Genomic DNA, 21,618 nt, shown 5'->3' with positions numbered 1-21,618 from the left:
TCCACCTTCCTGGCCATGCTCGGCATCGCCTGCATCCTCATCTGCTACAAGCACCTGGCCAAGCATGCCGATGGCTTTTGAGATGAGCTCTTAGGCACGCAGCAGGTCGTGGAACCGGTCGCGGTCGTGCGGCGGCCCGCTCGGCCACGATTCTCGGTGCCAGTGGGAACCCGGCACGCAAACGAGCGAGTTCTGACGTCCCCGGCTCCCGCGGCGTCGTCCAGGACGATGAGCACGCGCTGGTCCGCCGTCCGGAACGAAGCAGGTCGGCTCGGGGTTCCTCCCCTGCGGGGATGCGATCCAGGCACGCACAAGGCCCGAAGGAAGCGGCCGACTACATCCGCGCCTGTTCGTCTCCTCCGGAACCGCCAGGCGGACCCGCCCTGACTACCAAGACCGACAGCCACAGACTTTTCATCCCATTTCTCCCATATGATCACCATATACCCCATTATGACCATGGAGAGAGAGGGCTACCAGACATGTCTTCACGGCCGCTCCGACTGCTACTATCCCTGCAATCGATCGAGCATTCCCCCAAGCGACGTGAGATATGCGAGGCTCCATGAGAATCGAGATCGTCGGTGGCGCCACAAGACAGCGTGGATCACCTCGGTCGCGCCGATATGAGGAAAGCGGCGATTTCTTCGCTCAGGGATACGTCATCAGCGATCCGAGCGATGTGGAGCAGATGAGGATTCCCATCGGCGAAACGGGGACCCGGGTCCCGGCCGGTCCGTTCGACTTCCTACCGAAGGACGGCACGAGTGGAGTCTCTTGACGACAAGGGTTGGACACGAATCTTCCAGGAGTGTCGGGAATCCGCCTACCACCTGGAGATGCGCGACCTCTACGCGGTCGCCGAGGAGCAGGCCGATGTCGAGAGGTGGCGCGTCGGCGACTGGGGGCCGGAACAGGACGCGCGGAGCAAGGCCGACTGGCTCGAACTGATGCGGGCCACCGCCGCGCGGAACGTGTGCCTGCGTCGGGTTCGCATCGTGTCCGAACCAGTGAGCGAGTACATCCGTTTCGAGCACGAGGGCACTCCCCAGAACCTCGGGGCCGGAGAGGACATTCGGTGGTTGCCGCGCCAACGCGCCTCCGGCCTGGCTCTCCCGGGAAACGACTGCTGGATCTTCGACGGAGCGAAAGTGCTGTTCAACCATTTCACGGGAGACGGCGGCTGGGTGGGCAACGAGATCAGTACCGAACCAGACGTGGTGAATCTGTGTGTTCAGGCGTTCGGATCAGCGTGGAAACGTGCTGTCCCCCACGCCGAGTTCCGCCTGACGTGACCGAATACCGATGACCATGACTCCATTCTTGGAGAAACAGGGAGATGTCGCCCTCTCCCCCCTCTCCTCGTTTGCGTGATTTCGTCCGGAGCCGACGAGCATTCACGATTCCTACGCGGACTCGGTCCACCTTCCGATCACCGACTCTCATGGACGTTCTCTGCGCTTGGCGGTCCCAACCTCGACGACCCGGGAACAACGACCTGGGCGATCCTCGATGCCCTCCACGGGGAATGGACCTCCTACTCCCCGGAAGTGTGCGCTGGACGCCCCGCGCGTACCCGGGCCGGTGCACGGGCGTACGTTCGGCGACGGATATCGGGGGCCAGTTCCGAGCGGGGGTCGCGCCCTAGGAGGAGCACCGGAGAAGAAGTCTCGCGGACTCGGGCCGGGCGGACCGCGCGGGCCGGGCGGAGCTTCGTCCTCGCACCACCCGGCCCCGGACCGTTCGTGACCGCACCGCGCGGGACAACCACTCGGCGATCCCCGGGTCAGTCCTGGTGCACGGCCTGTTCGGGGGCGTTTCGACGCCCCCAGGCCATCCGGCACCAGGGCGGGGAGAGCTCCTTGAGTTCGCCGACCTCGCGAGGGGCGAGGTCGGCGACGTCGGCGGCCTCCTCGTGCCGCGCGAAGACCGTGTCCACGTACCGGTGCCCGGTGTCGGCGGCCACGAACACCACCCGCCGGTCCGGTGCGGCCGCCGCCTCCCAGCGGGCCACGAGGTAGGCGGCGCCCGAGGAGAGCCCGGCGAAGACCGCGTGGCGGCGGAGCAGGTCGGTGCTCCCGGCCAGGGCGGCGTCGAAAGCGGTCCAGTGCACGGTGTCGTACAGGGTGTGGTCGACGTTGCCGAACGGGATGGAACTGCCGATGCCCGCGATGATGATCTGCGGGTCGGTGACGTGGTCGCTGCCGAAGGTCACGCTGCCGAACGGCTGGACCCCCACGAGCGGGGTTTCCGGGTCGCTCTCCCGCAGGTAGCGGGCGAGCGCCCCGGTGGAGGCCCCCGATCCGACGCCGCCCACCAGGGTCAGCGGGCCGTCGCCGGTCTCCTTGCGGATGTGGTCGGCCACCGCGCGGTAGCCCAGTCCGTGCACGACGTCGTGGTACTGGCGCATCCAGTGGTAGTCCGGGTGTTCCCGCAGCACCTGCCGCACCCGGCGGACCCGGCGGTGCTGGTCCAGTCTGAGGTCGTCGGAGGGCGGCATCTGCTCCAGGGTCGCGCCCAGCACCGCCAGCTGGAGCCGCAACGGCTGGTCGATGGTGGTGGACCCGATGATGTGGCAGCGCAGACCGTACCGGTGGGCGGCCAGCGCCAGCCCGTAGGCGTAGATGCCGCTGGAACTGTCCATGAGGGTGTCACCGGGGCGGACCACCCCGGTGTCGAGCAGGTGGCGCACGGCAGCGAGCGCGGAGGCCACCTTCATGGACTCGAAGCGCAGGCACAGCAGGCCTCCGCCCAGGTCGATCAGGTCGGGTCTGGCGATGGATTCGGAAACGTGCTCGTCCAAGTCGGCTCCGCTGAGTCAGGGGGTGGAGGGGTCGGGAGTGGAGAGAGCGCGGTCGCGGCGCCCGGGGCCGACGCGACCGCGGTGAGGACGGGCCGTGCCCCGACGCCCGCCGCCGGAGTGGTCGGCGTACCCGTCCGGTCGGACGTGGCGAACACGCGGTGCGGGGTGAGCCCCGCGCGGTCCAGCCTGCGGGCGGCCTCCTCCAACCGGTCGGCGAGGCTGGGCGCGGCCGCGTCGAACAGCACACCGGCGACGTTGCCGCTGTGGGCCACCTGGAGGCCGACCGCACCGCAGGCACGTGCCACCCCGCGCAGCGTGCCCAGCTCGTCCTTGGGCAGCACACGCTGGTTGAGGATCGCGCTCTCGGTACTGACGTGCCCGACACCGGATACGTCCCCCTCGGCGATCGCGGTACGCAGGGCGGCACGCAACCTCTCGTAGACGGCGATGTCCCCCCGTCGTGCCTTCCCCCTCAACGCGAGGGTGTCGACCGGTTGGCCACTTCCGGTCAGACAGCCCACCACCGCCATCGGTGGCAGGGCCGGGCCCAGTTCCTCCAGCACCCGGCCCTCACGCTGGGCGAACAGCAGGGGCCGGTCGCCGAACATGATCGGGTCACTGGCCCCCTCGGCGGCGACCGCCACCCTGGCCACCGACTCCGGTGGCAGCTCCACGCCGAGCCCCGCCGCGACGGCGCGCACGGCGGCCGTCACGTCGCTCGTGGAGGAGCCCATGCCCAGCCCGGGCCAGGCCCCGCCCCGGACGCTGAGGTAGCCGCCCACCGGCGTCACCCCGCCCACGCGCGCGCACTCCTCCACGGCCAGTTCGGCGGCGCGGGCCGCCTTGGCGCGTTCGGGCGGGTCGACGACGACGTGTCGGGGCACCCGAGCGGAGAAGGGGGTGAACACCGCGCGGGTGCGGGGCTCGGCCATCGGCAGGGTGACCAGACCACGGGTGGGGCGTCCCCGCTCGTCGAGGAACACCCCCTGGAGGATCTCGCCGTGGTGGCAGGTCGCCTGTCCTGTTCCTGGGGTCACTCTCGTGTTCCTTGTCGGTAGCGGTAGAGGGTGGTCGGTTCCGCGCTGAACTGGGAGAACGGGAAGGGTTCGGCGGAGACGGCGGTGACGCCCGAGCCGAGGAAGGCGCGGGCGACGGCGCTGCCGCTCTGGGCGTACAGGACCAGCGGCAGGCCGCGTTCCCGGCAGCGCTCCAGGATGCGGTCGAAGGTGCCGTTGCCGAGGGTCATCCCGGTGGCCACGACCGCGTCGGCCTCGGCCAGGACCTCCTCCATGTCGGGGTTGACCGGGTCGCCCCACTGGGTGCTGCGCAGGTTGAGGTCGCAGGGCAGGCACTGGCCGCCGCGTTCGCGGATCGCGGCGACGAGGGGGTTGACCACGCCGATCAAGGCGATCCGGCGCCCCTGGGGGTCGGGGAGGAGTCCGGCGATGGCGCGGTCGCGGGCGACGGCGCGCTCCTCGGGGGTGCCGTGGGGAAGGGTGACCGGTTCGGCTCGGGGGTCTTCGGAGTGGGGTCGGTCCTGGCCCAGGTAGGCGTCCAACGCGGCGAGCCGTACCGGGGCCGGGCCTCTCAGGAGGTCGGCCAGGGGTCTGCCGGACAGGTCGGCGCACACGTCGGGGTCGAGCTGGCCGGGTTCGAAGGAGCAGGCGCCGAAGGCCCGACCGACGCGTACGAGGACGTACTGGTTGAGGTAGGTGACGTCGCCCCCGGCCAGGCGGGTGCCGTGGTGGACCCAGAAGACGCTGGTGGCGACGGGGAGGTCGGGGGTGTCGAGAACCCGCTGGTGGAGGGTGCCGAGGTCGGGGATGCGGAGGTCGGGGGTGCCGAGGTCGGAGATGCCGAGGTCGGGGGTGCGCTGGCTCACTTGACGTTCTCCCGGGTGAGGCGGAACAGGTAGGTCAGGACTCCGTCGTCCCAGTCGTGCAGGTGGTGGACGTGGGCGGTGAACCCCTGGTCGGCGGCGTGGCCGACGATGCCGCGCAGGTCGGCGGTGTTGGAGGCGACGAAGAACACCTGGCCGCCGGGGGCGAGGAGGTCGCGTTCGGCGAGCTGGGTGAAGAACGCGTCGGTGACGGGTCGGCCCGCGCAGACGTTGCGGACGATGTGGGGGTCGTCGCTGACAGGTTGGCTCACGGCGGGCGGGTTGAAGGTGACCACGTCGAGCCGTGTTCCGTCCGGGACCGCGCCGAACAGGTCGCTGACCTCGGACGTGAACGGCGGGGCGCCGTCCTCGGGCGTGCCGACGAGCCGCCGGTAGTGGTGCTCGGTGGCCCGCGCGCTGGCGGGGTGGACGTCGAGTGCGAGGACGCGGGCGGCGCCGCGCAGTCCGGCCACGGCGGCCTCGACCCCGAGCCCGGCTCCCATGGCGGCGTAGACGCGGCCGCGCACGTCGATGTCGTCGTCGAGGATGCGCTGGTGGATCATGCGGCTGGTCGCGCCGGGGACGAAGACCTCGGGCGGGACGTCGAACTCCCATCCGTTCCAGGTATAGGAGCGGTGGGTGTGCAGGTCGGCCTTGGGCTGGTTGAGGCCGATGATGCGTTCGGGGGGCAGGGGCGGGGGCAGCTGGGCGATCCGTGAGGGGTCCACGCGGGGCCTTTCGGTGTCGGTCCGGTCAAGCGGGGAGGGCGGGGGTGCCGTTCGGTGGCCGTCGGGCGGTTCCGGTGTCGACGACCCTAGCGAAAACGATTATCGTTGTCACTCGAATCCCGCCACCCCACGAAGTCGCTGCCCCCACACGTCGGAGCCAACCCCCGCAGAAGCGGACATTCACTCCCCCAGCGGACATCCGAGCCCCACGGCCCCCACGGGTCTCAGTTTCACCAAGAACAGCGCGACTGATTATCGTTTTCAATAGAGTGCGACTCTACACACACTCCGAACCGAGATGAGTACTCCTCGTGTCCACGACGCCGAACCCGACCCTCCCCCAGGAACGCCGGGCCTCCCCGCTCCTCAGGCCGACCTTCGTCCGCCTGTGGTGCGCGACCACCGCGTCCGGCCTGGCCACCTGGGCCATGCCGTTCGTCCTGGGACTGGCGGTCCTGCACGGATCGCTCAGCGCGGTCGGCCTCGGCCTGGTACTCGCCGCCCGCACCGCCGGGTTCCTCGTGGCGGTCCCCCTCGGCGGGCTCTTCGCCGACCGCCACTCGCGCCGCGCGGTGGTCCTGTGGTCCGGCCTCGCGGCCGCCGCGGCCAGCCCCGTGCTCGCCGCCGGACTGGGCACCTCGGTGGCGCTGATGACCGCGGCCGCCGCCGTCGTGGGCGTGGGGCAGGGGGCCTGCCGGCCCGCCTTCCAGGCACTCACCGCCGAGGTCGTGGCCACCGAGGACCGCCAGCAGGCCAACGCCGCCCTGACCTTCTCCGTACGCGGGATGACCTTCCTGGCTCCCGGCCTGACCGCGCTGCTGGCCACGGTCACCAGCCCCCGCGTCCTCCTGCTGGTCACGGCGGCCCTGTGGCTGGCCGCCGCCCTCCTCCCCCGGGGCGGCCGCCCCGCACCCTCCGAGCGCCCCGCCCGGGCGCCCTTCCACGTGGAGTTCGCCGAAGGGCTCACCGAGGCGCGCCGCCACACCTGGTTCCTCGCCGGTCTGGGCGCGCTGACCGTGGTCATCGCCCTGGGCTACTCGGCCACCAACGTGCTGCTCCCCCTGGCCAGCCGCGACCACTACGGCACCGAGGCCGTGCTGGCCGGTGCACTGACCGCCTACACCGCCGGTGCCCTGGTCGGTGCGCTGCTGGTCGCGCGGTGGAAGCCGCGCGCGCAGGGCTGGTGGGCGCTGTTCGGGCTGGGCCTGTACGCGCTCGCCCCGCTGAGCCTGGTGTTCCCCGTGGGAGGGGTCTGGGTGTTCGCCGCCTACGCGGTGGTGGGCCTGGGCGTGGAGCTGTTCAACGTGCCGTGGTTCACCGCCGCCCAGCGCGAGGTCGCCCCGGACAAGCTGGCCCGGGTGTCGTCGCTGGACTTCCTGTTCGCCTACGGGTTCGCCCCGGTCGGCCTGGCCCTGATCGCCCCGGCCGCCCAGGCCTTCGGCGCGCAGAACGTGCTGCTGGCCTGCGCGGCCCTGTGCGTACTGGCGCCGGCACTGGCCGCACTGGCCCCCGGCTCCCGCGACTTCCGCACCCGCCGCCCCTGACCCCGCGCCCAAGAGCCCGCGACCAGCCGCCCGGGTGGCCGGGCTCCGACGCCCCGCAGCGGTTTCACCTGGACTTCGCGGCGCGGGACCCCGAGCGCGCGGAGGCCGCGCTCCTCGCCCTGGGCGCGACCCGCCCCGGGCACCAGCCGGGCGGCGACCGGTGGCGTGTCCTGCTCGACCCGGCGGGGAACCCCTTCTGCGTGACGGCGAGCTGACCCCCTTCAACGCCCCCGGGGGCCGAACCCCCGCGCCGTGGGACGGGGGCCCGCGCCGGGGGCTCACACGGTGGGTTCGAGTCGCGCCGCCTCCTCGGGACCGCTCTGGGGGGCCACGACCACCAGACCCACGCCGACCTCCCGGACCGCGCGCGCCGACGACTCCGCCAGGCGGTCGTCGGTGATGACCGTGGAGAAGCTCTCCAGCGCGGCGACCTTGAAGGTGCCGAACGCCCCGTACTTGTCGGCCCCGGCGACCAGCACCGAGGAGGAGGCGGCCGCCATGGCGGCGCGCTTGACGGCGACCTTGGAACGCGAGGGCGTGGTGGAGCCGCGCCCGATGTCCCACGAGCTGGTGGACACGAACGCGACGTCGATGTTGAACTCGGAGACGGTCTGGGCGGCGATGTCGCCGACCGCCGAGCGGTTCTCGCGGTCGATCTGGCCGCCCACGAAGTACAGCGACAGGTCGGGGTGGTCGGACAGCGACGCCGCCGTGGTGAGGTCGTTGGTGATCACCGTGAGGCCGACCGTCCCCCACAGGGCGGGCACCAGGTGGCCGAGCGTGGTCCCGGCGTCGAGGTAGACGGTGTGACCGTCCTCCACGAGGGCGGCCGCGGCCTGGGCCATCGCGCGCTTCTCGTCCAGGTCCACGCGGGACTTGTCCAGGTAGGAGGGTTCGGAACGGACCTGTGAGGCGAGTTCGACGCCTCCGGGCACCGACCGGACCCGCCCCTCCTCCTCCAGGGTCATGATGTCGCGGCGGACCGTCATGTGCGAGACGCCGAGGATGTCGCAGAGCTCCTTCACGCTCAACACCCCCGTGCCCCGCAGTTCCCTCAGGAGCAGCTCGCGCCGTTGCGCCGGGATCATCGTCCTCCTTCAAGTTCGTTCACAGAACCATGCTATCGAGTGTTACCAGATGATACGAGGCGTGATAATTATTGACTCAGATGTTCCTCTCCTGTTAAACAGGGCGTGTTGCCGTTGCGGATGAGGACAACGTGTCCACCGTGACGTGAGAGAAGGAGAACCATGCACGCCACCAGCACCACGGGCTCACCCCCGCCGACCGTGCGCTACGCGATCACCGGAGCGCGGGGCGGGTTCGCCCGCACCCTCCTCGCCCAGACTCCGCGCACGGACCGGCTGCGTCCCTCGGTCCTGTGCGACCTGGACGCCGAGGGGACCGTCGCCCTGTGCGTCGAACTCGGGTACCCGGCCGCCGCGTTGACGGTCTGTACCACCCCGGAGGAGCTGGCCGCGCTCTCCGACGACCAGACCGCCGTCATCACCGACACCGCCCTGCTCGCGCACGCCGCCTACGACGTACTCGTCGAGGCCACCGGCAGCCCCGGCGCGGGCACCGGCGCGGCCCGGCTGGCCCTCACGACCGGCCGCCACGTGGTGATGGTCTCCAAGGAGGTCGACTCCGTCTCCGGTGTCGCCCTGGCCGCGCTGGCCGAGGAGCACGGCGTGGTCTACACGCCCGGCCTCGGCGACCAGCCCGCCAACCTCGTCGAGTGGTACGAACGCACCCGCCTGCTCGGGCTCGACGTCGTCGCCATCGGCAAGTCCGGTGAGTACGACCTCGTCTTCGACCCCGCCACCGGACGCGTGCGCCAGCTCGACCAGGAGGTCGACGCTCCCGAGCTCGCCTCCCTGCTCACCCTGGGCGAGGACGTGCCCGCCACCCTCGCCGCCCGGGCCCGGGCCGTCGCCGACATCCAGCGTTCGGCCGCCGCCGACTACTGCGAGATGGGCGTGGTCGCCAACCTCACCGGCCTGGTTCCGGACGTGGAGACCCTGCACTACCCCGTCGCCCGCACCGCCGAGCTCGCCGACGTGTACGCGCTCGCCGAGGACGGCGGCGTCCTGCGCCGTTCGGGCGCCGTGGACGTCTTCAGCGTGCTGCGCCTGCCGGAGGAGGCCTCCTTCGCGGGCGGCGTGTTCGCCGTGGTCCGCACCGGCGACGACGCCTCCTGGGCACTCCTGGCGCAGAAGGGGCACGTCGTCTCGCGTTCGGGGCGCTACGCCTGCCTCTACCTCCCGTACCACCTCATGGGAGTGGAAACCCCGCTCAGCATCCTGGCCGCCGCCGACCACCACCGGGGCTCCGGATCGAGGCCCCCGGCCCCGCACGCGGTCCTGGCCGGACGCGCCCGCACCGACCTGCCCGCCGGAACCCGGCTCGACATGGGCGGGCACCACCACGACGTGACCGGCGTGGCGCCCGTCCTGCTGGACTCCGCCGACGCGCCCCGCGACGTCGCGCCGCTCTACCTGGCGGCGCACACCACCCTGGCCCGGGACGTGGCCGCCGGGGAGCTCCTGCTCCTGGGCGACCTCGCCGACCCCGAGGACGCGCTCCTCGACACCTGGAACCAGGCCCTCACCCGCTCACCCCTGAACACCGGAGGGCAGTGACGTGTCCGACGCCCTCACTCTCCTGGCTTTCCTGGGCGCCATCGTCGTCCTCGTACTCTTCATCGCCCGGTTCAAGGTCCACCCCGTCGCCACGCTGTTCATCGTCGTCGTGGCCCTCGGCCTGGTCCTGGGCATGGGCGGCACCGGAACCGTCGAACTGGTCAAGGACGGTTTCGGCAACACCCTGGCCAACGTCGGCCTGCTGATCGTCTTCGGCTGCGTCCTCGGCAAGATGCTCGAACTGAGCGGCGCCGCCATGAAGATCACCGAGACGGCCCTGCGGCTGTTCTCCGAGAACAAGGTGCCGTGGGCGATCGCCCTGGCCTCCACCGTCCTCGGTATCCCGCTCATCGCGGACACCGCCGTGGTCATGCTCATCCCCATCGTCTCGGCCCTGGCCTACCGCACGGGCATCTCGATGATGAAGCTGGGCCCCATCCTCTACATCGGCGCCTACGTGATGACCTCGGTCATCCCGCCCGGTCCCGGTCCGCTCGCCTCGGCGTCGCTGCTGGACGTGAGCATGGGTGAGGCCATCGTCTACGGTCTGGCCGTGGGTGTGCCGGGCATCCTTGCCGCCACCGTCTACCTCACGCGGACCAAGACGCACGTCCCGCCCAAGCCCGAGTTCGTCGAGCACCTGGCCGACGCCGCCACGGGCGGGACGGGCGGGACGGGCGGGACGGGCGCGACGCCGGGGTCCACCGGTTCCGCCGGGGCCCCCGCGGACGACGTCGCCGGTGCCTCGGACGCGCCCCGGGTCGGACTGTTCGGCTCCCTGCTGCCGATCCTGGCGCCCATCGTCCTCATCGTGTTCGCGTCCCTTGCCGGTCCGGCCCTGCCGGAGGGCTCATGGGTCACCGCGACCGTGCTGTTCGTCGGCGAGCCGACCATGGCACTGTTCCTCGCGTGCCTGCTCGCCCTGCCGCTGTTCCGAGGCCGCTGGCGGGACAAGTCCACCCTCAACGACCTGTTCGAGGCCGGTCTGCGCATCGCCGCGATGCCCCTGGCCCTGACCGGCGTCGGCGGCGCCCTGGCCACGATCATCCGGGAGACCGGGGTGGCCGAGAACGTCGCGGGGACCATCGAGAGCACCGGGCTCTCCCCGGTCATCATCCCGTTCCTCATCGCCGCCGCCGTGTGCACCATCACCGGTTCCAACATCCTGGGCGTCATGACCTCGGCCGCCATCATGCAGCCGCTCCTGCCCGCCCTGGACCTGTCGCCGCTGGTCGTGTACCTGGCCTGCGCGACCGGCGCGCAGATCATGAAGCACGCCAACTCGTCGGGCTTCTGGGTCACCACGACCCTGTCGAACATGACCGTGGGGCAGGGCATCCGCTCCATCGGGGTGGCCTCGGTCATCTCCGGTGTGACCGGGTTCGCCGTCCTCAACGTCCTCATCGCGACCGGGCTCGTCTGACCCGCCACCGGTTCCGGGGGTGTTCCGCAGAGGGCGACCCTTCCGCGAAACACCTCCTCCGTCCGTCCACCACCCTCGAACCCACAGGAGCACCCATGGCGACTCTCGGCGCGATCGCCGACGATCTCACCGGGGCCACCGACCTCGCTCTCACCCTCACCGCCGCGGGCTTTCGCACCACGGTCGTCCTGGGGGCCGACCCGCACGCCGAACGGCGCACCGCCGAGGCCGCCGACGACGCCGACGCCGTGGTGGTGGCCCTGAAGTCACGCACCATGCCCGTCGACGAGGCCGTCTCGGTGTCGCTGGACGCGCTGGCGTGGCTGCGCCGGGCCGGGTGCGAGCGGTTCTACGTCAAGTACTGCTCCACATTCGACTCCACCCCCGAGGGGAACATCGGCCCGGTCAGCGAGGCGGTCCTGGAGGCCCTGGGCGAGGAGGTCACGGTGGTCGCCCCGGCCTTCCCCGCCAACGGGCGCACCGTGTACCGCGGCCACCTGTTCGTCGGCGACGAACCTCTCGACGAGTCGTCCATGCGTCACCACCCGCTCACCCCGATGACCGACTCGAACCTGCTGAGACTGCTCGAACCACAGCTCACCAGGGGCGCCGACGACGTGGCCCTGGTGCCCTGGCCGGTCGTGTCCCGGGGCGCCGACGCGGTGCGCGCGGCCGTCGCCCGGGCCCGGGAGGACGGCGCCCGGTTCGTGGTCGTGGACGCCCTGGACGACTCCGACCTGCGGACCCTGGCCGCCGCGACCGACGACCTGCGCCTGCTGACCGGCGGCAGCGCCCTGGCCCAGGGGCTCAGCGGCCCCCGGACCGAGGGCCGGGAGGGGTTCGCCCCACCCGACGGTCCGCGCGTGGTGCTGTCCGGCAGCGCCTCGCGGGCCACGCAGGGTCAGGTGCGGCACGCGCTCGCCACGGGGGCCGGGCTGCGGCTGCGCGCCGACGACCTGCGGGCGGACTTCGGGGCGGTGGTGTCGGGGGCCGTCACGGAGGCGCTGGGCGGCACCGCGGCCCCGTTCGTCGTGTACGCGACCGCCTCGCCCGAGGACGTCGTGGACACGGCTGACGCACCGATCATCGAGGAGGCGCTGGCCGAGATCGCCGAGCGGTTGGTGGCGGCGGGCGTGCGCTCGCTCCTGGTGGCGGGGGGCGAGACCAGCGGGGCCGTGGTGCGGCGTCTGGGCGTGGGCTCCCTCGCCCTGGGGCCCGAGGTCGACCCGGGTGTGGCGTGGACGCGCGCCCGCCGCGACGGAGGGGACCTCCACCTCATGCTGAAGTCGGGCAACTTCGGTGCCCGGGACCTGTTCGTGCGGGCCTGGGAGGCGGGCGCGTGAACGAGCGCACGCGAAGGGCCGCCGAGGAGCTGTGCGCGGCGGGACGCCGGGCCGTGGACCTGGGGCTGAGTCCGGGGTCCTCGGGCAACGTCTCGGTGCGCGTCGGCGACACCGTGCTCATGAGCCCGACCGGGGTGGCGCTGGGGGACTTGACGCCCGACGCCCTGTCCGTTCTGGACACGGCCGGGGCACACGTCTCGGGGCCGCACCCCTCGAAGGAGTTCCCGCTGCACCTGGCGATGTACCGCAGGTCCGCCGAAGCGCGCGCCGTCGTGCACCTGCACGCGCCGCACTCCACCGCGGCGTCCTGCCTGCCGCCGTGGTCGGCCTCCTCGGCGCTGCCCCCGATCACGCCGTACCTGGTCATGCGGGTGGGCCAGGCGCCCCTGGTGCCGTACGCGGCGCCGGGGAGCCACCAGCTGGCGGAGAACCTGGCCAAGCTTCCGGGCCGGTTCGGTGCCGCCCTGCTGGCCCACCACGGTTCCCTGGTGGCGGGGGCGGACCCGGCCGAGGCCCTGGAGGGGGCGGTGGAGCTGGAGGAGGCCGCGCGCGTGGTGGTCTCCCTCGGGGAACGCCCGTTCTCTGTGCTCTCCCCCGACCAGGTGCGCGAGCTCACCGACCGGTACGGGACCGCCTGGGACCTGTGAGTCGGGCACCGGGGGCACCCGGTCGCCGAGGGGCCCGGCCGTCCTCCGGGCCCCTCCGCCGCCGGGTGCCCTCGGCCGACCGGTATCAGGGCGTGACCAGAACCTTCAGGACCTCGCGCCGGTCCATGAGGCGGTAGCCCTCCGGGACACCGTCGAGGTCGACGGCGTGGTCGAAGACCAGCCCGGGGTGGACCGCGCCCTCCAGGATGCCGGGGAGCAGCTCCTCGACGTAGGACCGCACGGGGGTGGGCCCGCCGGTGAGGGTGACGTTGGCGGCGAACATCGCGCCGACTCCCAGCGGCCCGTGTTCGTACTGGGGCAGGCCGACCCGGCTGACGGTACCGCCGGGGCGGACCACGCCCAGCGCGGTCTCCAGGGCGTCGAGGTGGCCGACCGCCTCGATCACCGCGTGGGTCCCCTGGCCGCGGGTGAGCTCGCGGACCCGTTCCACCCCCTCGGCGCCGCGCTCGTCGACCACCTCCACCGCGCCGTACTCCCGGCCCAGGTCCGTGCGGTCCTTGTGACGGCCCATGAGGATGATCTCCTCGGCGCCCCTGCTCCGCGCGGCGAGCACCGCCATCAGTCCCACCGCCCCGTCGCCGACGACGGTGACCGAGGTGCCCGGCCCCACTCCGGCGGTCCGGGCCGCGTGGTGTCCGGTGGGGTAGACGTCGGCCAGGGTCAGCAACGACGGCAGCAGGGACGACTCCTCCCGGACCGGGAGCCGAACCAGGGTGCCCTGGGCCTGGGGGACGCGGACCACCTCCGCCTGGGCCGCGCTGAGCAGGCCGCCGTTCGGACAGGAGGTGTGCAGGCCCTCACGGCACAGCGCGCACGTGTGGTCGGCGTAGGAGAACGGGGAGACGACGAGGTCGCCCGGCCGGACCCAGGTGACCTCCGGCCCGGTCTCCTCCACCACGCCGACGAACTCGTGTCCGACCTGGACGCCCTCCTCCGAGGAGGGCATGCCCCGGTAGGCGTGCAGGTCGCTCCCGCACACGCACGTGCGCACCACGCGCACCAGGGCGTCGGCGGGATCGACGAGCTCCGGGTCGGGCACGTGCTCCACACGTACGTCACCGGCGCCGTACATCAGGGCCGCTCGCATCGGTTGACTCCTTCCGGGCCAGACCCACCTGGATCGTGACCATGCGTGATTCGGTGGCTACGAATGGCAAGATAGCGTGTCGCGGCGCGCCCCGGTGCGGGTTCGGCGCGTCCGCGCGGTCCGGTCGCTGGAGTACGCCCCGCCCGCGTGGCACGATGTGTCGCGTGACCAGGAGACCCACCCCCGAAGAGCACCTGAGCGACCTCGCCCGCCTGCGCCGGGTCCGCGACCGGATCGACCGCGAGTACGCGCTCCCGCTCAACGTCGAGCAGCTGGCCAGGGACGTGCACATGTCGGCGGGGCACCTCAGCCGCGCGTTCCGCCGGGCCTACGGCGACTCCCCGTACTCCTACCTCATGACCCGGCGCATCGAGCGGGCCATGGCCCTGCTCCGGCGCGGCGACCTCAGCGTCACCGACGTGTGCTTCGAGGTGGGCTGTTCCTCCCTGGGCACCTTCAGCACCCGCTTCACCGAACTGGTCGGGATGCCGCCCAGCGCCTACCGGAAACGGGCCGTGGGCGACGCGGAGGGCATCCCCTCCTGCGTGGTCCGACAGGTCGCCCGACCGATCAGGAATCAAGAAGCGCGGCGGCCCGACCGGTCGTAGTGTGACCTGCATGGACATCAAGATCAACGCCAGTTTCCTGCCGCACACCGACCCGGAGGCCTCACTGGCCTTCTACCGGGACGTCCTCGGGTTCGAGGTCCGCCTCGACGTCGGGTACGAGGGAATGCGCTGGATCACCGTGGGCCCCGCGGGGCAGCCCGACACCTCCGTGGTCCTGGAGCCGCCCGTGTCCGACCCGGGCGTCACCGACGAGGAGCGCCGCGTCATCACCGAGATGATGGCCAAGGGCACCTACGCCTTCCTGAACCTGGCCGCACCGGACCTGGACGAGGCCTTCGAGCGGATCGTGGCACGGGGCGCCGAGGTCGTGCAGGAGCCCACCGACCAGCCCTACGGCGTCCGCGACTGCGCCTTCCGCGACCCGGCCGGGAACCTGATCAGGATCAAGGAGGACCGTTGACCGTCGGGCCGACCGCGCCGCATCCGGCGGACGTCCACGACCTGATCCGGGTGCACGGCGCGCGGGAGAACAACCTGCGGGACGTGAGCATCGAGCTGCCCAAACGCCGTCTGACGGTGTTCACCGGGGTCTCCGGGTCGGGCAAGAGCTCGCTGGTGTTCGGCACGATCGCCGCCGAGTCCCAGCGGATGGTCAACGAGACCTACAGCAGCTTCGCGCAGGGGTTCATGCCGTCGATGCCCCGCCCCGACGTGGACGTCCTCGACGGGCTGACCACCGCGATCATCGTCGACCAGGAGCGTCTGGGCGCCGACCCGCGCTCCACGGTGGGGACGGCGACCGACGCCAACGCGATGCTGCGCATCCTGTTCAGCCGCCTGGGCCAGCCGCACATCGGCTCTCCGCAGGCGTTCTCCTTCAACGTCGCCTCGGTCCGGGCCAGTGGCGCCATCACGGTGGAGCGCGGCGATCAGAAGACGGTGCGGCAGACCTTCACGCGTACCGGCGGCATGTGCGTCAACTGCGAGGGCCGGGGCAAGGTCACCGACTTCGACCTGCGCGAACTCTACGACGACTCCAAGTCGCTCTCGGAGGGGGCGTTCACCATCCCCGGCTGGAAGTCGGACGACTGGTGGACGGTGCGCACGTACAAGGCGTCGGGCTTCTTCGACCCGGACAAGCCGATCCGCGAGTACACCGAGCAGGAGACGCGGGACTTCCTGTACCACGAGCCGGTGAAGGTGAGGGTCGAGAAGTCGAACCTGACTTTCGAGGGCCTCATCCCCAAGCTGCGCAAGTCGTTCCTGTCCAAGGACAAAGAGGCCATGCAGCCGCACATCCGGGCGTTCGTCGAACGCGCGGTGACCTTCACGGACTGCCCCGTGTGCGACGGGACCCGGCTCAGCGAGGCGGCCCGTTCCTCGCGGATCGGCGGGGTGAACATCGCCGAGGTGTGCGCGATGCAGATCAGCGAACTGGCGGCGTGGGTGCGCGACCTCAACGAGCCGTCGGCGGCGCCCCTGCTGGAGGCGCTGGGGCGGACCCTGGAGTCCTTCGTGGAGATCGGGCTGGGCTACCTCTCGCTCGACCGCGCGGCGGGAACGCTCTCGGGCGGCGAGGCCCAGCGCACCAAGATGATCCGCCACCTGGGGTCCTCGCTCACCGACACCACGTACGTCTTCGACGAGCCCACCGCCGGGTTGCACCCGCACGACGTGGAACGGATGAACCGGCTGCTGCTGCGGCTGCGCGACAAGGGCAACACGGTGCTGGTCGTGGAGCACGAACCGGACACCATCGCGATCGCCGACCACGTCGTCGACCTCGGCCCCGGCGCGGGTTCGCAGGGCGGGACCGTCTGCTTCGAGGGCACGGTCGAGGGGTTGCGGAGCAGCGGCACCACCACCGGCCTCCACCTCGACGACCGGGCCGCGCTCAAGGCGGAGGTGCGCGTACCCGCCGGGCGCTTCGAGGTCCGCGGCGCGAACACCCACAACCTGCGCGACGTGGACGTGGACATCCCCCTGGGGGTGCTCACGGTGGTCACCGGAGTGGCCGGTTCGGGCAAGAGCTCCCTCGTGCAGGGGTCGCTCGTGGAGGGGGCGGCGGCCGCCGACGCGGGGGTGGTGTCCGTCGACCAGAGCCCGATCCGCGGTTCGAGGCGCAGCAACCCGGCGACCTACACCGGACTGCTCGACCCGGTCCGCAAGGCGTTCGCGAAGGCCAACGGGGTCAAGCCCGCGCTGTTCAGCGCCAACTCCGAGGGCGCCTGCCCGGTCTGCAAGGGCGTGGGCGTGGTCTACACCGACCTCGGGTTCATGGCCAGCATCGCCTCCACCTGCGAGGAGTGCGAGGGTCGGCGGTTCGACCCCTCGGTGTTGGAGTACCGGCTCGGCGGGCGCGACATCAGCGAGGTGCTCGCGATGTCGGTGTCCGAGGCGGCCCTGTTCTTCGGCGCGGGCGAGGCCCGGACCCCGGCCGCGCACCGCGTCCTGGAGCGGCTGTCCGAGGTGGGGCTGGGCTACCTGCGGCTGGGTCAACCGCTCACCACGCTGTCGGGCGGTGAGCGCCAGCGCCTCAAGCTCGCCGTGCACATGGGGGAGAAGGGCGGGGTGTACGTCCTGGACGAGCCGACCACCGGCCTGCACCTGGCCGACGTGGAACACCTGTTGGGCCTGCTGGACCGTCTGGTCGACTCCGGGAAGTCGGTGATCGTGATCGAGCACCACCAGTCAGTGATGGCGCACGCCGACTGGATCATCGACCTCGGCCCGGGGGCGGGCCAGGACGGTGGCCGGGTGGTCTTCGAGGGCACTCCGGCCCAGCTCGTGGCCGACCGTTCCACGCTCACCGGCCAGCATCTGGCGGACTTCGTCGGCCGCTGACGGCGGGGCCGGGGAGCGGCGGGGGCGTCCCGGGTCCGGCGCACGGCCGGGCCGGGGACCGGCCCCCGGCCCGGGATTCACGAGGAGACCTCCGGGACGCCCGTCTCCAGGAGCGATCGGCCGCTCAGTCCACCGGCACCGCCCGGTGGTGTCGGCCGAGAGGGAGCATCAGCGGCTTCCCCGAGGTGGGGTCGGTGATGACCTGGCTCTCCATGCCGAACACCGCCCGCACCGTCTCCGGGGTGAGCACCCGCTCCGGCGGGCCCGCCGCGTGCAGCCCTCCCCCGGCGAGCGCGATCAGGTGGTCGGCGTAGCGCGCCGCCAGGTTGAGGTCGTGCAGGACCAGCACGACCGTGGTCCCGCGCGCGGCGTTGAGGTCGGTGAGCAGGTCCAGGACCTCCACCTGGTGGCTCACGTCCAGGAACGTGGTCGGCTCGTCCAACAGGAGCAGGTCAGTGCGCTGGGCCAGCGCCATCGCGATCCACACCCTCTGGCGCTGCCCGCCGGAGAGCTCGTCCACGGGCCGGTCGGCGAGCTCCACCGTCCGCGTCGCCTCCAGGGCCTCGGCGACCGCTTCGTCGTCCCTTCCGCTCCAGCGGGTGAACAACCGCTGGTGGGGGTGGCGTCCGCGACCCACGAGGTCGCTCACGGTGATGCCCTCCGGGGCCACCGGCGACTGCGGGAGCAGGCCCAGGGTCCGCGCGACCTCCTTGGGCGGCATGAGGTGCACCTCCCCGCCGTCCAGCAGGACCCGGCCGGAGCGCGGCGCCAACAGCCGCGACATCGAGCGCAGCAGGGTGGACTTGCCGCACGCGTTGGCGCCGACGATCGCGGTGATCCGGCCCGGCGGCACGGCCAGGTCCAGGGAGTCGATGACGTCGCGGTCCTTGTACCCGAGTGTCAGGTCCTCGACGAGGAGCGAGTGGTCCGTGGTCACAGGGAGCCTCCCACGCGGTTGCTGCGGATGATGAGGTAGACGAGGTAGGGAGCGCCGAGCACGCCGGTGACGACCCCGACCGGGAAGCGGGTCCCGAAGGCGAACTGGCCGCAGAAGTCGGCGACCAGGACCAAGAGGGCGCCCACCAGGGCGGAGGGCACCAGCAGCGAACCGTCCGAACCCACCAGGCGGGCGGCGATCGGCCCGGCCAGGAAGGCCACGAACGCGATCGGCCCGGACGCGGCGGTGGCGAAGGCGATGAGCCCGACCGCTCCGACGACCACCAGGAGCCGGGTGCGGTCCACCCGGACCCCCAGGGCCGAGGCGGTGTCGTCGCCCAGTTGCAGCGCCGCCAGGTTGTCGGACTGCGCCAGGAGCAGCGGTGTGATCAGGACCAGGGCGGCCACCACCGGAAGCGTCTGGTTCCATCCGGCTCCGTTGAGGCTGCCGGTGAGCCAGCGCATCGCCTCCTGGTGGTCCCAGGTGGCCGCGCGGTCCAGAATGTGGGAGGTGATGCTGTGGAGCATGGCCGCGACGCCGATCCCGATGAGGATGAGCCGGGTGCCCGAGACTCCGTCCTTGTACGACAGCAGGTAGATCACCAGCGCCACCCCGAGCCCGGCGACGATCGCGAAGACCGACACTCCGGCCCCGTCCAGCGAGAGCACCACGATCGCGAAGGTCGCCGCCGCGCTCGCCCCGGCACTGATACCGATGATGTCCGGGCTGGCCAGGGGGTTGCGCAGCATGGTCTGGAAGGTGACTCCGGCGAGCCCGAAACACGCCCCGGCGGCGATCGCGAGCACGGCGCGGGGCAGGCGGAGCCGTCCGACCGTGAAGGAGGCGCCGGGGACGTCCTGGCCGAGGACCACCCGGACGACGTCGCCCGGCGGGTAGAAGGTCTGTCCCACCATGAGCGTGACGGAGAAGCCGACCACGAGCAGGAGGGCGAGGACGACGATCACGGCGTTCCGTCGGCGCGCCCGGCGCGCGCGACCGCGCGTGACGGTCGCGACGGTGGAGATGGTCACAGGGAACGAACCTTCTGACGTCGGACGATGTAGATGAAGAAGGGGGCGCCCACCAGTGCGGTCACGATCCCCACATCGATCTGCCCCGGGCGGGCCACCACGCGGCCGACCACGTCGGCGGCGGTCAGCAGCGAGGCGCCGGTCAGGGCCGAGAACGGCAGCAGCCAGCGGTGGTCGACGCCCACGAGCAGGCGGCACACGTGCGGGATCACGAGACCGACGAACCCGATCGGGCCGGTGACGGCGGTGCTGGCGCCGCACAGCACGACTGAGCCGACCGAGGCGGTGACCCGCGAGATCGCGACGCGCTCGCCCAGGCCCGCGGCGAGGTCGTCGCCCAGCGCCAGGAGGTTGAGGCCCCGGGCGGATAGCAGGCACACGACGAACCCGGCCACCAGGAAGGGCAGCACGTGGGAGATGGACGCGAACGTGCCGCCGCCCACACCGCCGATCTGCCAGGAGCGGACCCCGTCGGCGATGTCGTTGCGGGGCAGCACGACGGCGCTGATGAACGAGGACAACGCGGCGGAGGTGGCGGCACCGGCCAGGGCCAGCTTCAGCGGACTCGCGCCGCCCCGGCCCAGGGAGCCGATGACGTGCACGAACAGGGCCGTGACGGCCGCGCCGATGATACCGGCCCAGATGAAGCCGGTGGCCGTGGCCAGACCGAGGTGGGCCATGCCGATGACGACGGCCAGCGAGGCGCCCATGTTGACGCCCAGGATGCCGGGGTCGGCCAGCGGGTTGCGGGTCACGCCCTGCATGACCGCGCCGGAGACCCCGAGCGCCGCTCCCACGAGCACGGCGAGCAGGGTCCGGGGGATGCGCTTGGCCACGGCCGCCTCGTCGAAGCCCTCGGCCGATCCGCCGAAGGCCGCCACGATGTCGGCCCACTGGACGTCGCGGGAGCCGACCGACACGGAGAGGAACATCAGGGCCAACAGGACGGCCAGGACCAACAGGAGCCAGAGGGGTCGGCCCCGGCGCGGGGACCGCACGGTGGCGGTCCCCGCCTCGGGGGTTGCGGTTCGGGTGGTCACTTCGCTCCGTCAGCGGCCTCGGCCAGGAGCGACAGGTAGTCGTCGAGAATCCACGAGATCGACAGCGGCGTCGGGTTGGCGGCGGTGCCGAGCGGGCTGTCGCCGGGCAGGTTGACCACGGCCCCGTTCTCGACGGCGGGCATCTGCGACAGCAGCGGGTCGCCCTCCAGCGCCTCGACCAGCTCCTCGCCGCCATAGGTGACGATGATCTCGACGTCGTCGAAGGCGTCGGCCCGCTCGGCGCTGTGGGTGAGGGAGAACTGGTCGGTCTCCGCGGAGGCGGTGGCGACACTCTCGGGGGTGACCATGCCGATGTCCTCGAAGAACAACGCCCGGGTGTCGTGGGTGGTGTAGAAGCTGACCTCGCTGAGGTCGGTGGTGTCCACGTGCGTCATGAACATCGCCGCCGCGCCCTCGATCTGCGGGTACTCGGCGACCGCGGCGTCGATCCCGGCCTCCAGGTCGGCGATGAGCTCCGCGCCCTCGTCGGCCTTGCCGATGGCGGTGCTGTTGAGCTCGATGGTGTCGCGCCAGGAGGTGCCCCAGGCGGTCTCCGGGTAGGCGACGACGGGGGCGATCTCGCTCAGGGTGTCGTAGTCCTCCTGGGTGAGACCGGAGTAGGCGGCGAGGATGACGTCGGGCCGGGTGTCGGCGACGGCCTCGAAGTCGATGCCGTCGGTCTCGTCGAAGAGGACGGGTGTCTCGGCGTCCAGGTCCTCGAGCTTCTCCTCGACCCACGGGAGCACGCCGTTGCCGTCGTCGTCACCGAAGGTGGCGGCGGCCATGCCGACCGGGACGACGCCCAGGGCGAGCGGGACCTCGTGGTTGGCCCAGTTGACCGTGGCGACGCGTTCCGGCTCGGAGTCGATGGTGGTCGTGCCGAGGGCGTGCTCGACGGTGACGGGGGTCCAGTCTCCCGAGTCGGTGCCGCTCCCACCGGAGGGCGTGGAGGAGCAGGCGGCGAGGGTGAGGGGGATGAGGGCGGCGGTGGCGATCGCGGCCAGCCGTGGGGCGCGGGTCATGGTGTCCTTCCGGTGGTGACCAACCCCGGAAACCGGGAGTTAGGTTTGCCTAACCGAA

20 protein-coding genes are annotated in these 21,618 nt (G+C 71.8%); 10 read left to right on the top strand and 10 right to left on the bottom strand.

The features are described from left to right. Positions 1-767: 767 nt before the first annotated feature. Positions 768-1,295, top strand: a complete 528-nt coding sequence (locus ABZ635_RS21260) for a DUF6879 family protein (RefSeq protein WP_357767907.1) — start codon at positions 768-770, stop codon at positions 1,293-1,295. Positions 1,296-1,786: 491 nt separating this feature from the next. On the opposite strand, the gene ABZ635_RS21255 is transcribed toward ABZ635_RS21260, so the two are convergent. The 4 genes from ABZ635_RS21255 to ABZ635_RS21240 are packed head-to-tail and all read right to left on the bottom strand — an operon-like array spanning position 1,787 to position 5,410. Further along, entirely contained in the window at positions 1,787-2,803 is a 1,017-nt protein-coding gene (locus tag ABZ635_RS21255) for a pyridoxal-phosphate dependent enzyme (RefSeq protein ID WP_357767905.1), read from the bottom strand. Then, on the bottom strand, positions 2,761-3,840 hold the full coding sequence (locus ABZ635_RS21250; RefSeq protein WP_357767902.1) for a GHMP kinase: 1,080 nt from the start codon (positions 3,838-3,840) through the stop codon (positions 2,761-2,763). The genes ABZ635_RS21255 and ABZ635_RS21250 overlap by 43 nt, the downstream gene beginning before the upstream one ends. After that, positions 3,837-4,628: a DUF364 domain-containing protein gene (locus ABZ635_RS21245; RefSeq protein WP_357767910.1), complete on the bottom strand. Its 792-nt coding sequence runs from the start codon at positions 4,626-4,628 to the stop codon at positions 3,837-3,839. The genes ABZ635_RS21250 and ABZ635_RS21245 overlap by 4 nt, the downstream gene beginning before the upstream one ends. A gap of 53 nt (positions 4,629-4,681) precedes the next feature. Beyond that, positions 4,682-5,410, bottom strand: a complete 729-nt coding sequence (locus tag ABZ635_RS21240; protein WP_357767899.1) for a methyltransferase — start codon at positions 5,408-5,410, stop codon at positions 4,682-4,684. Between the two features lie 311 nt (positions 5,411-5,721). Here ABZ635_RS21240 and ABZ635_RS21235 point away from each other — a divergent pair, with 311 nt between their 5' ends. Together ABZ635_RS21235 and ABZ635_RS21230 are read left to right on the top strand one after the other, a co-directional pair. Next, positions 5,722-6,954, top strand: coding sequence for an MFS transporter (locus ABZ635_RS21235; RefSeq protein WP_357767897.1), 1,233 nt, complete (start codon positions 5,722-5,724; stop codon positions 6,952-6,954). After that, positions 6,885-7,169: a VOC family protein gene (locus ABZ635_RS21230; RefSeq protein ID WP_357767894.1), complete on the top strand. Its 285-nt coding sequence runs from the start codon at positions 6,885-6,887 to the stop codon at positions 7,167-7,169. Before ABZ635_RS21235 ends, ABZ635_RS21230 begins: the two co-directional genes overlap by 70 nt. Positions 7,170-7,232: 63 nt before the next feature. Here the strand turns inward: ABZ635_RS21230 and ABZ635_RS21225 are convergent, their stop codons facing one another. Then, positions 7,233-8,042, bottom strand: coding sequence for a DeoR/GlpR family DNA-binding transcription regulator (locus ABZ635_RS21225; protein WP_357767891.1), 810 nt, complete (start codon positions 8,040-8,042; stop codon positions 7,233-7,235). Positions 8,043-8,204: 162 nt separating this feature from the next. Here ABZ635_RS21225 and ABZ635_RS21220 point away from each other — a divergent pair, with 162 nt between their 5' ends. From ABZ635_RS21220 to ABZ635_RS21205, 4 genes are all read left to right on the top strand, one after another. Then, positions 8,205-9,596: a homoserine dehydrogenase gene (locus ABZ635_RS21220; RefSeq protein WP_357767889.1), complete on the top strand. Its 1,392-nt coding sequence runs from the start codon at positions 8,205-8,207 to the stop codon at positions 9,594-9,596. Position 9,597: 1 nt separating this feature from the next. Beyond that, entirely contained in the window at positions 9,598-11,019 is a 1,422-nt protein-coding gene (locus ABZ635_RS21215; protein WP_357767886.1) for an SLC13 family permease, read from the top strand. Positions 11,020-11,114: 95 nt separating this feature from the next. After that, positions 11,115-12,362: a 3-oxo-tetronate kinase gene (gene otnK, locus ABZ635_RS21210; RefSeq protein ID WP_357767883.1), complete on the top strand. Its 1,248-nt coding sequence runs from the start codon at positions 11,115-11,117 to the stop codon at positions 12,360-12,362. After that, entirely contained in the window at positions 12,359-13,009 is a 651-nt protein-coding gene (locus tag ABZ635_RS21205; protein ID WP_357767880.1) for a class II aldolase/adducin family protein, read from the top strand. The genes otnK and ABZ635_RS21205 overlap by 4 nt, the downstream gene beginning before the upstream one ends. A gap of 85 nt (positions 13,010-13,094) precedes the next feature. On the opposite strand, the gene ABZ635_RS21200 is transcribed toward ABZ635_RS21205, so the two are convergent. Further along, positions 13,095-14,117 carry an alcohol dehydrogenase catalytic domain-containing protein gene (locus tag ABZ635_RS21200; RefSeq protein WP_357767877.1) on the bottom strand — a complete coding sequence of 341 codons (1,023 nt, stop codon included), beginning with the start codon at positions 14,115-14,117 and terminating at the stop codon, positions 13,095-13,097. Between the two features lie 155 nt (positions 14,118-14,272). Between ABZ635_RS21200 and ABZ635_RS21195 the strand changes: the two genes are divergently transcribed. From ABZ635_RS21195 to ABZ635_RS21185, 3 genes are read left to right on the top strand one after another with little or no spacing between them, the layout of a single operon-like run. Continuing rightward, positions 14,273-14,725: a helix-turn-helix transcriptional regulator gene (locus tag ABZ635_RS21195; protein ID WP_357767874.1), complete on the top strand. Its 453-nt coding sequence runs from the start codon at positions 14,273-14,275 to the stop codon at positions 14,723-14,725. Between the two features lie 10 nt (positions 14,726-14,735). Continuing rightward, positions 14,736-15,146 (top strand): VOC family protein, encoded by a 411-nt coding sequence (locus ABZ635_RS21190; protein ID WP_357767872.1) that lies wholly within the window; start codon positions 14,736-14,738, stop codon positions 15,144-15,146. Next, the gene (locus ABZ635_RS21185; protein ID WP_357767869.1) at positions 15,143-17,530 is read left to right on the top strand and encodes an excinuclease ABC subunit UvrA; all 2,388 of its coding nucleotides are present in this window, start codon (positions 15,143-15,145) and stop codon (positions 17,528-17,530) included. The genes ABZ635_RS21190 and ABZ635_RS21185 overlap by 4 nt, the downstream gene beginning before the upstream one ends. A 124-nt stretch (positions 17,531-17,654) precedes the next feature. Here the strand turns inward: ABZ635_RS21185 and ABZ635_RS21180 are convergent, their stop codons facing one another. From ABZ635_RS21180 to ABZ635_RS21165, 4 genes are read right to left on the bottom strand one after another with little or no spacing between them, the layout of a single operon-like run. Next, positions 17,655-18,467: an ABC transporter ATP-binding protein gene (locus tag ABZ635_RS21180; RefSeq protein WP_357767867.1), complete on the bottom strand. Its 813-nt coding sequence runs from the start codon at positions 18,465-18,467 to the stop codon at positions 17,655-17,657. Next, positions 18,464-19,498: an iron chelate uptake ABC transporter family permease subunit gene (locus ABZ635_RS21175; protein ID WP_357767864.1), complete on the bottom strand. Its 1,035-nt coding sequence runs from the start codon at positions 19,496-19,498 to the stop codon at positions 18,464-18,466. The genes ABZ635_RS21180 and ABZ635_RS21175 overlap by 4 nt, the downstream gene beginning before the upstream one ends. After that, positions 19,495-20,538, bottom strand: coding sequence for an iron ABC transporter permease (locus ABZ635_RS21170; protein ID WP_357767861.1), 1,044 nt, complete (start codon positions 20,536-20,538; stop codon positions 19,495-19,497). The genes ABZ635_RS21175 and ABZ635_RS21170 overlap by 4 nt, the downstream gene beginning before the upstream one ends. Then, positions 20,535-21,560, bottom strand: coding sequence for an iron-siderophore ABC transporter substrate-binding protein (locus ABZ635_RS21165; RefSeq protein WP_357767858.1), 1,026 nt, complete (start codon positions 21,558-21,560; stop codon positions 20,535-20,537). Before ABZ635_RS21165 ends, ABZ635_RS21170 begins: the two co-directional genes overlap by 4 nt. Between the last annotated feature and the right edge of the window lie 58 nt (positions 21,561-21,618).

The sequence above is a fragment of the Nocardiopsis sp. NPDC007018 genome, assembly GCF_040635075.1.
Taxonomy (GTDB): Bacteria; Actinomycetota; Actinomycetes; order Streptosporangiales; family Streptosporangiaceae; genus Nocardiopsis.
This window is presented reverse-complemented; position numbering and strand designations above follow the sequence as displayed.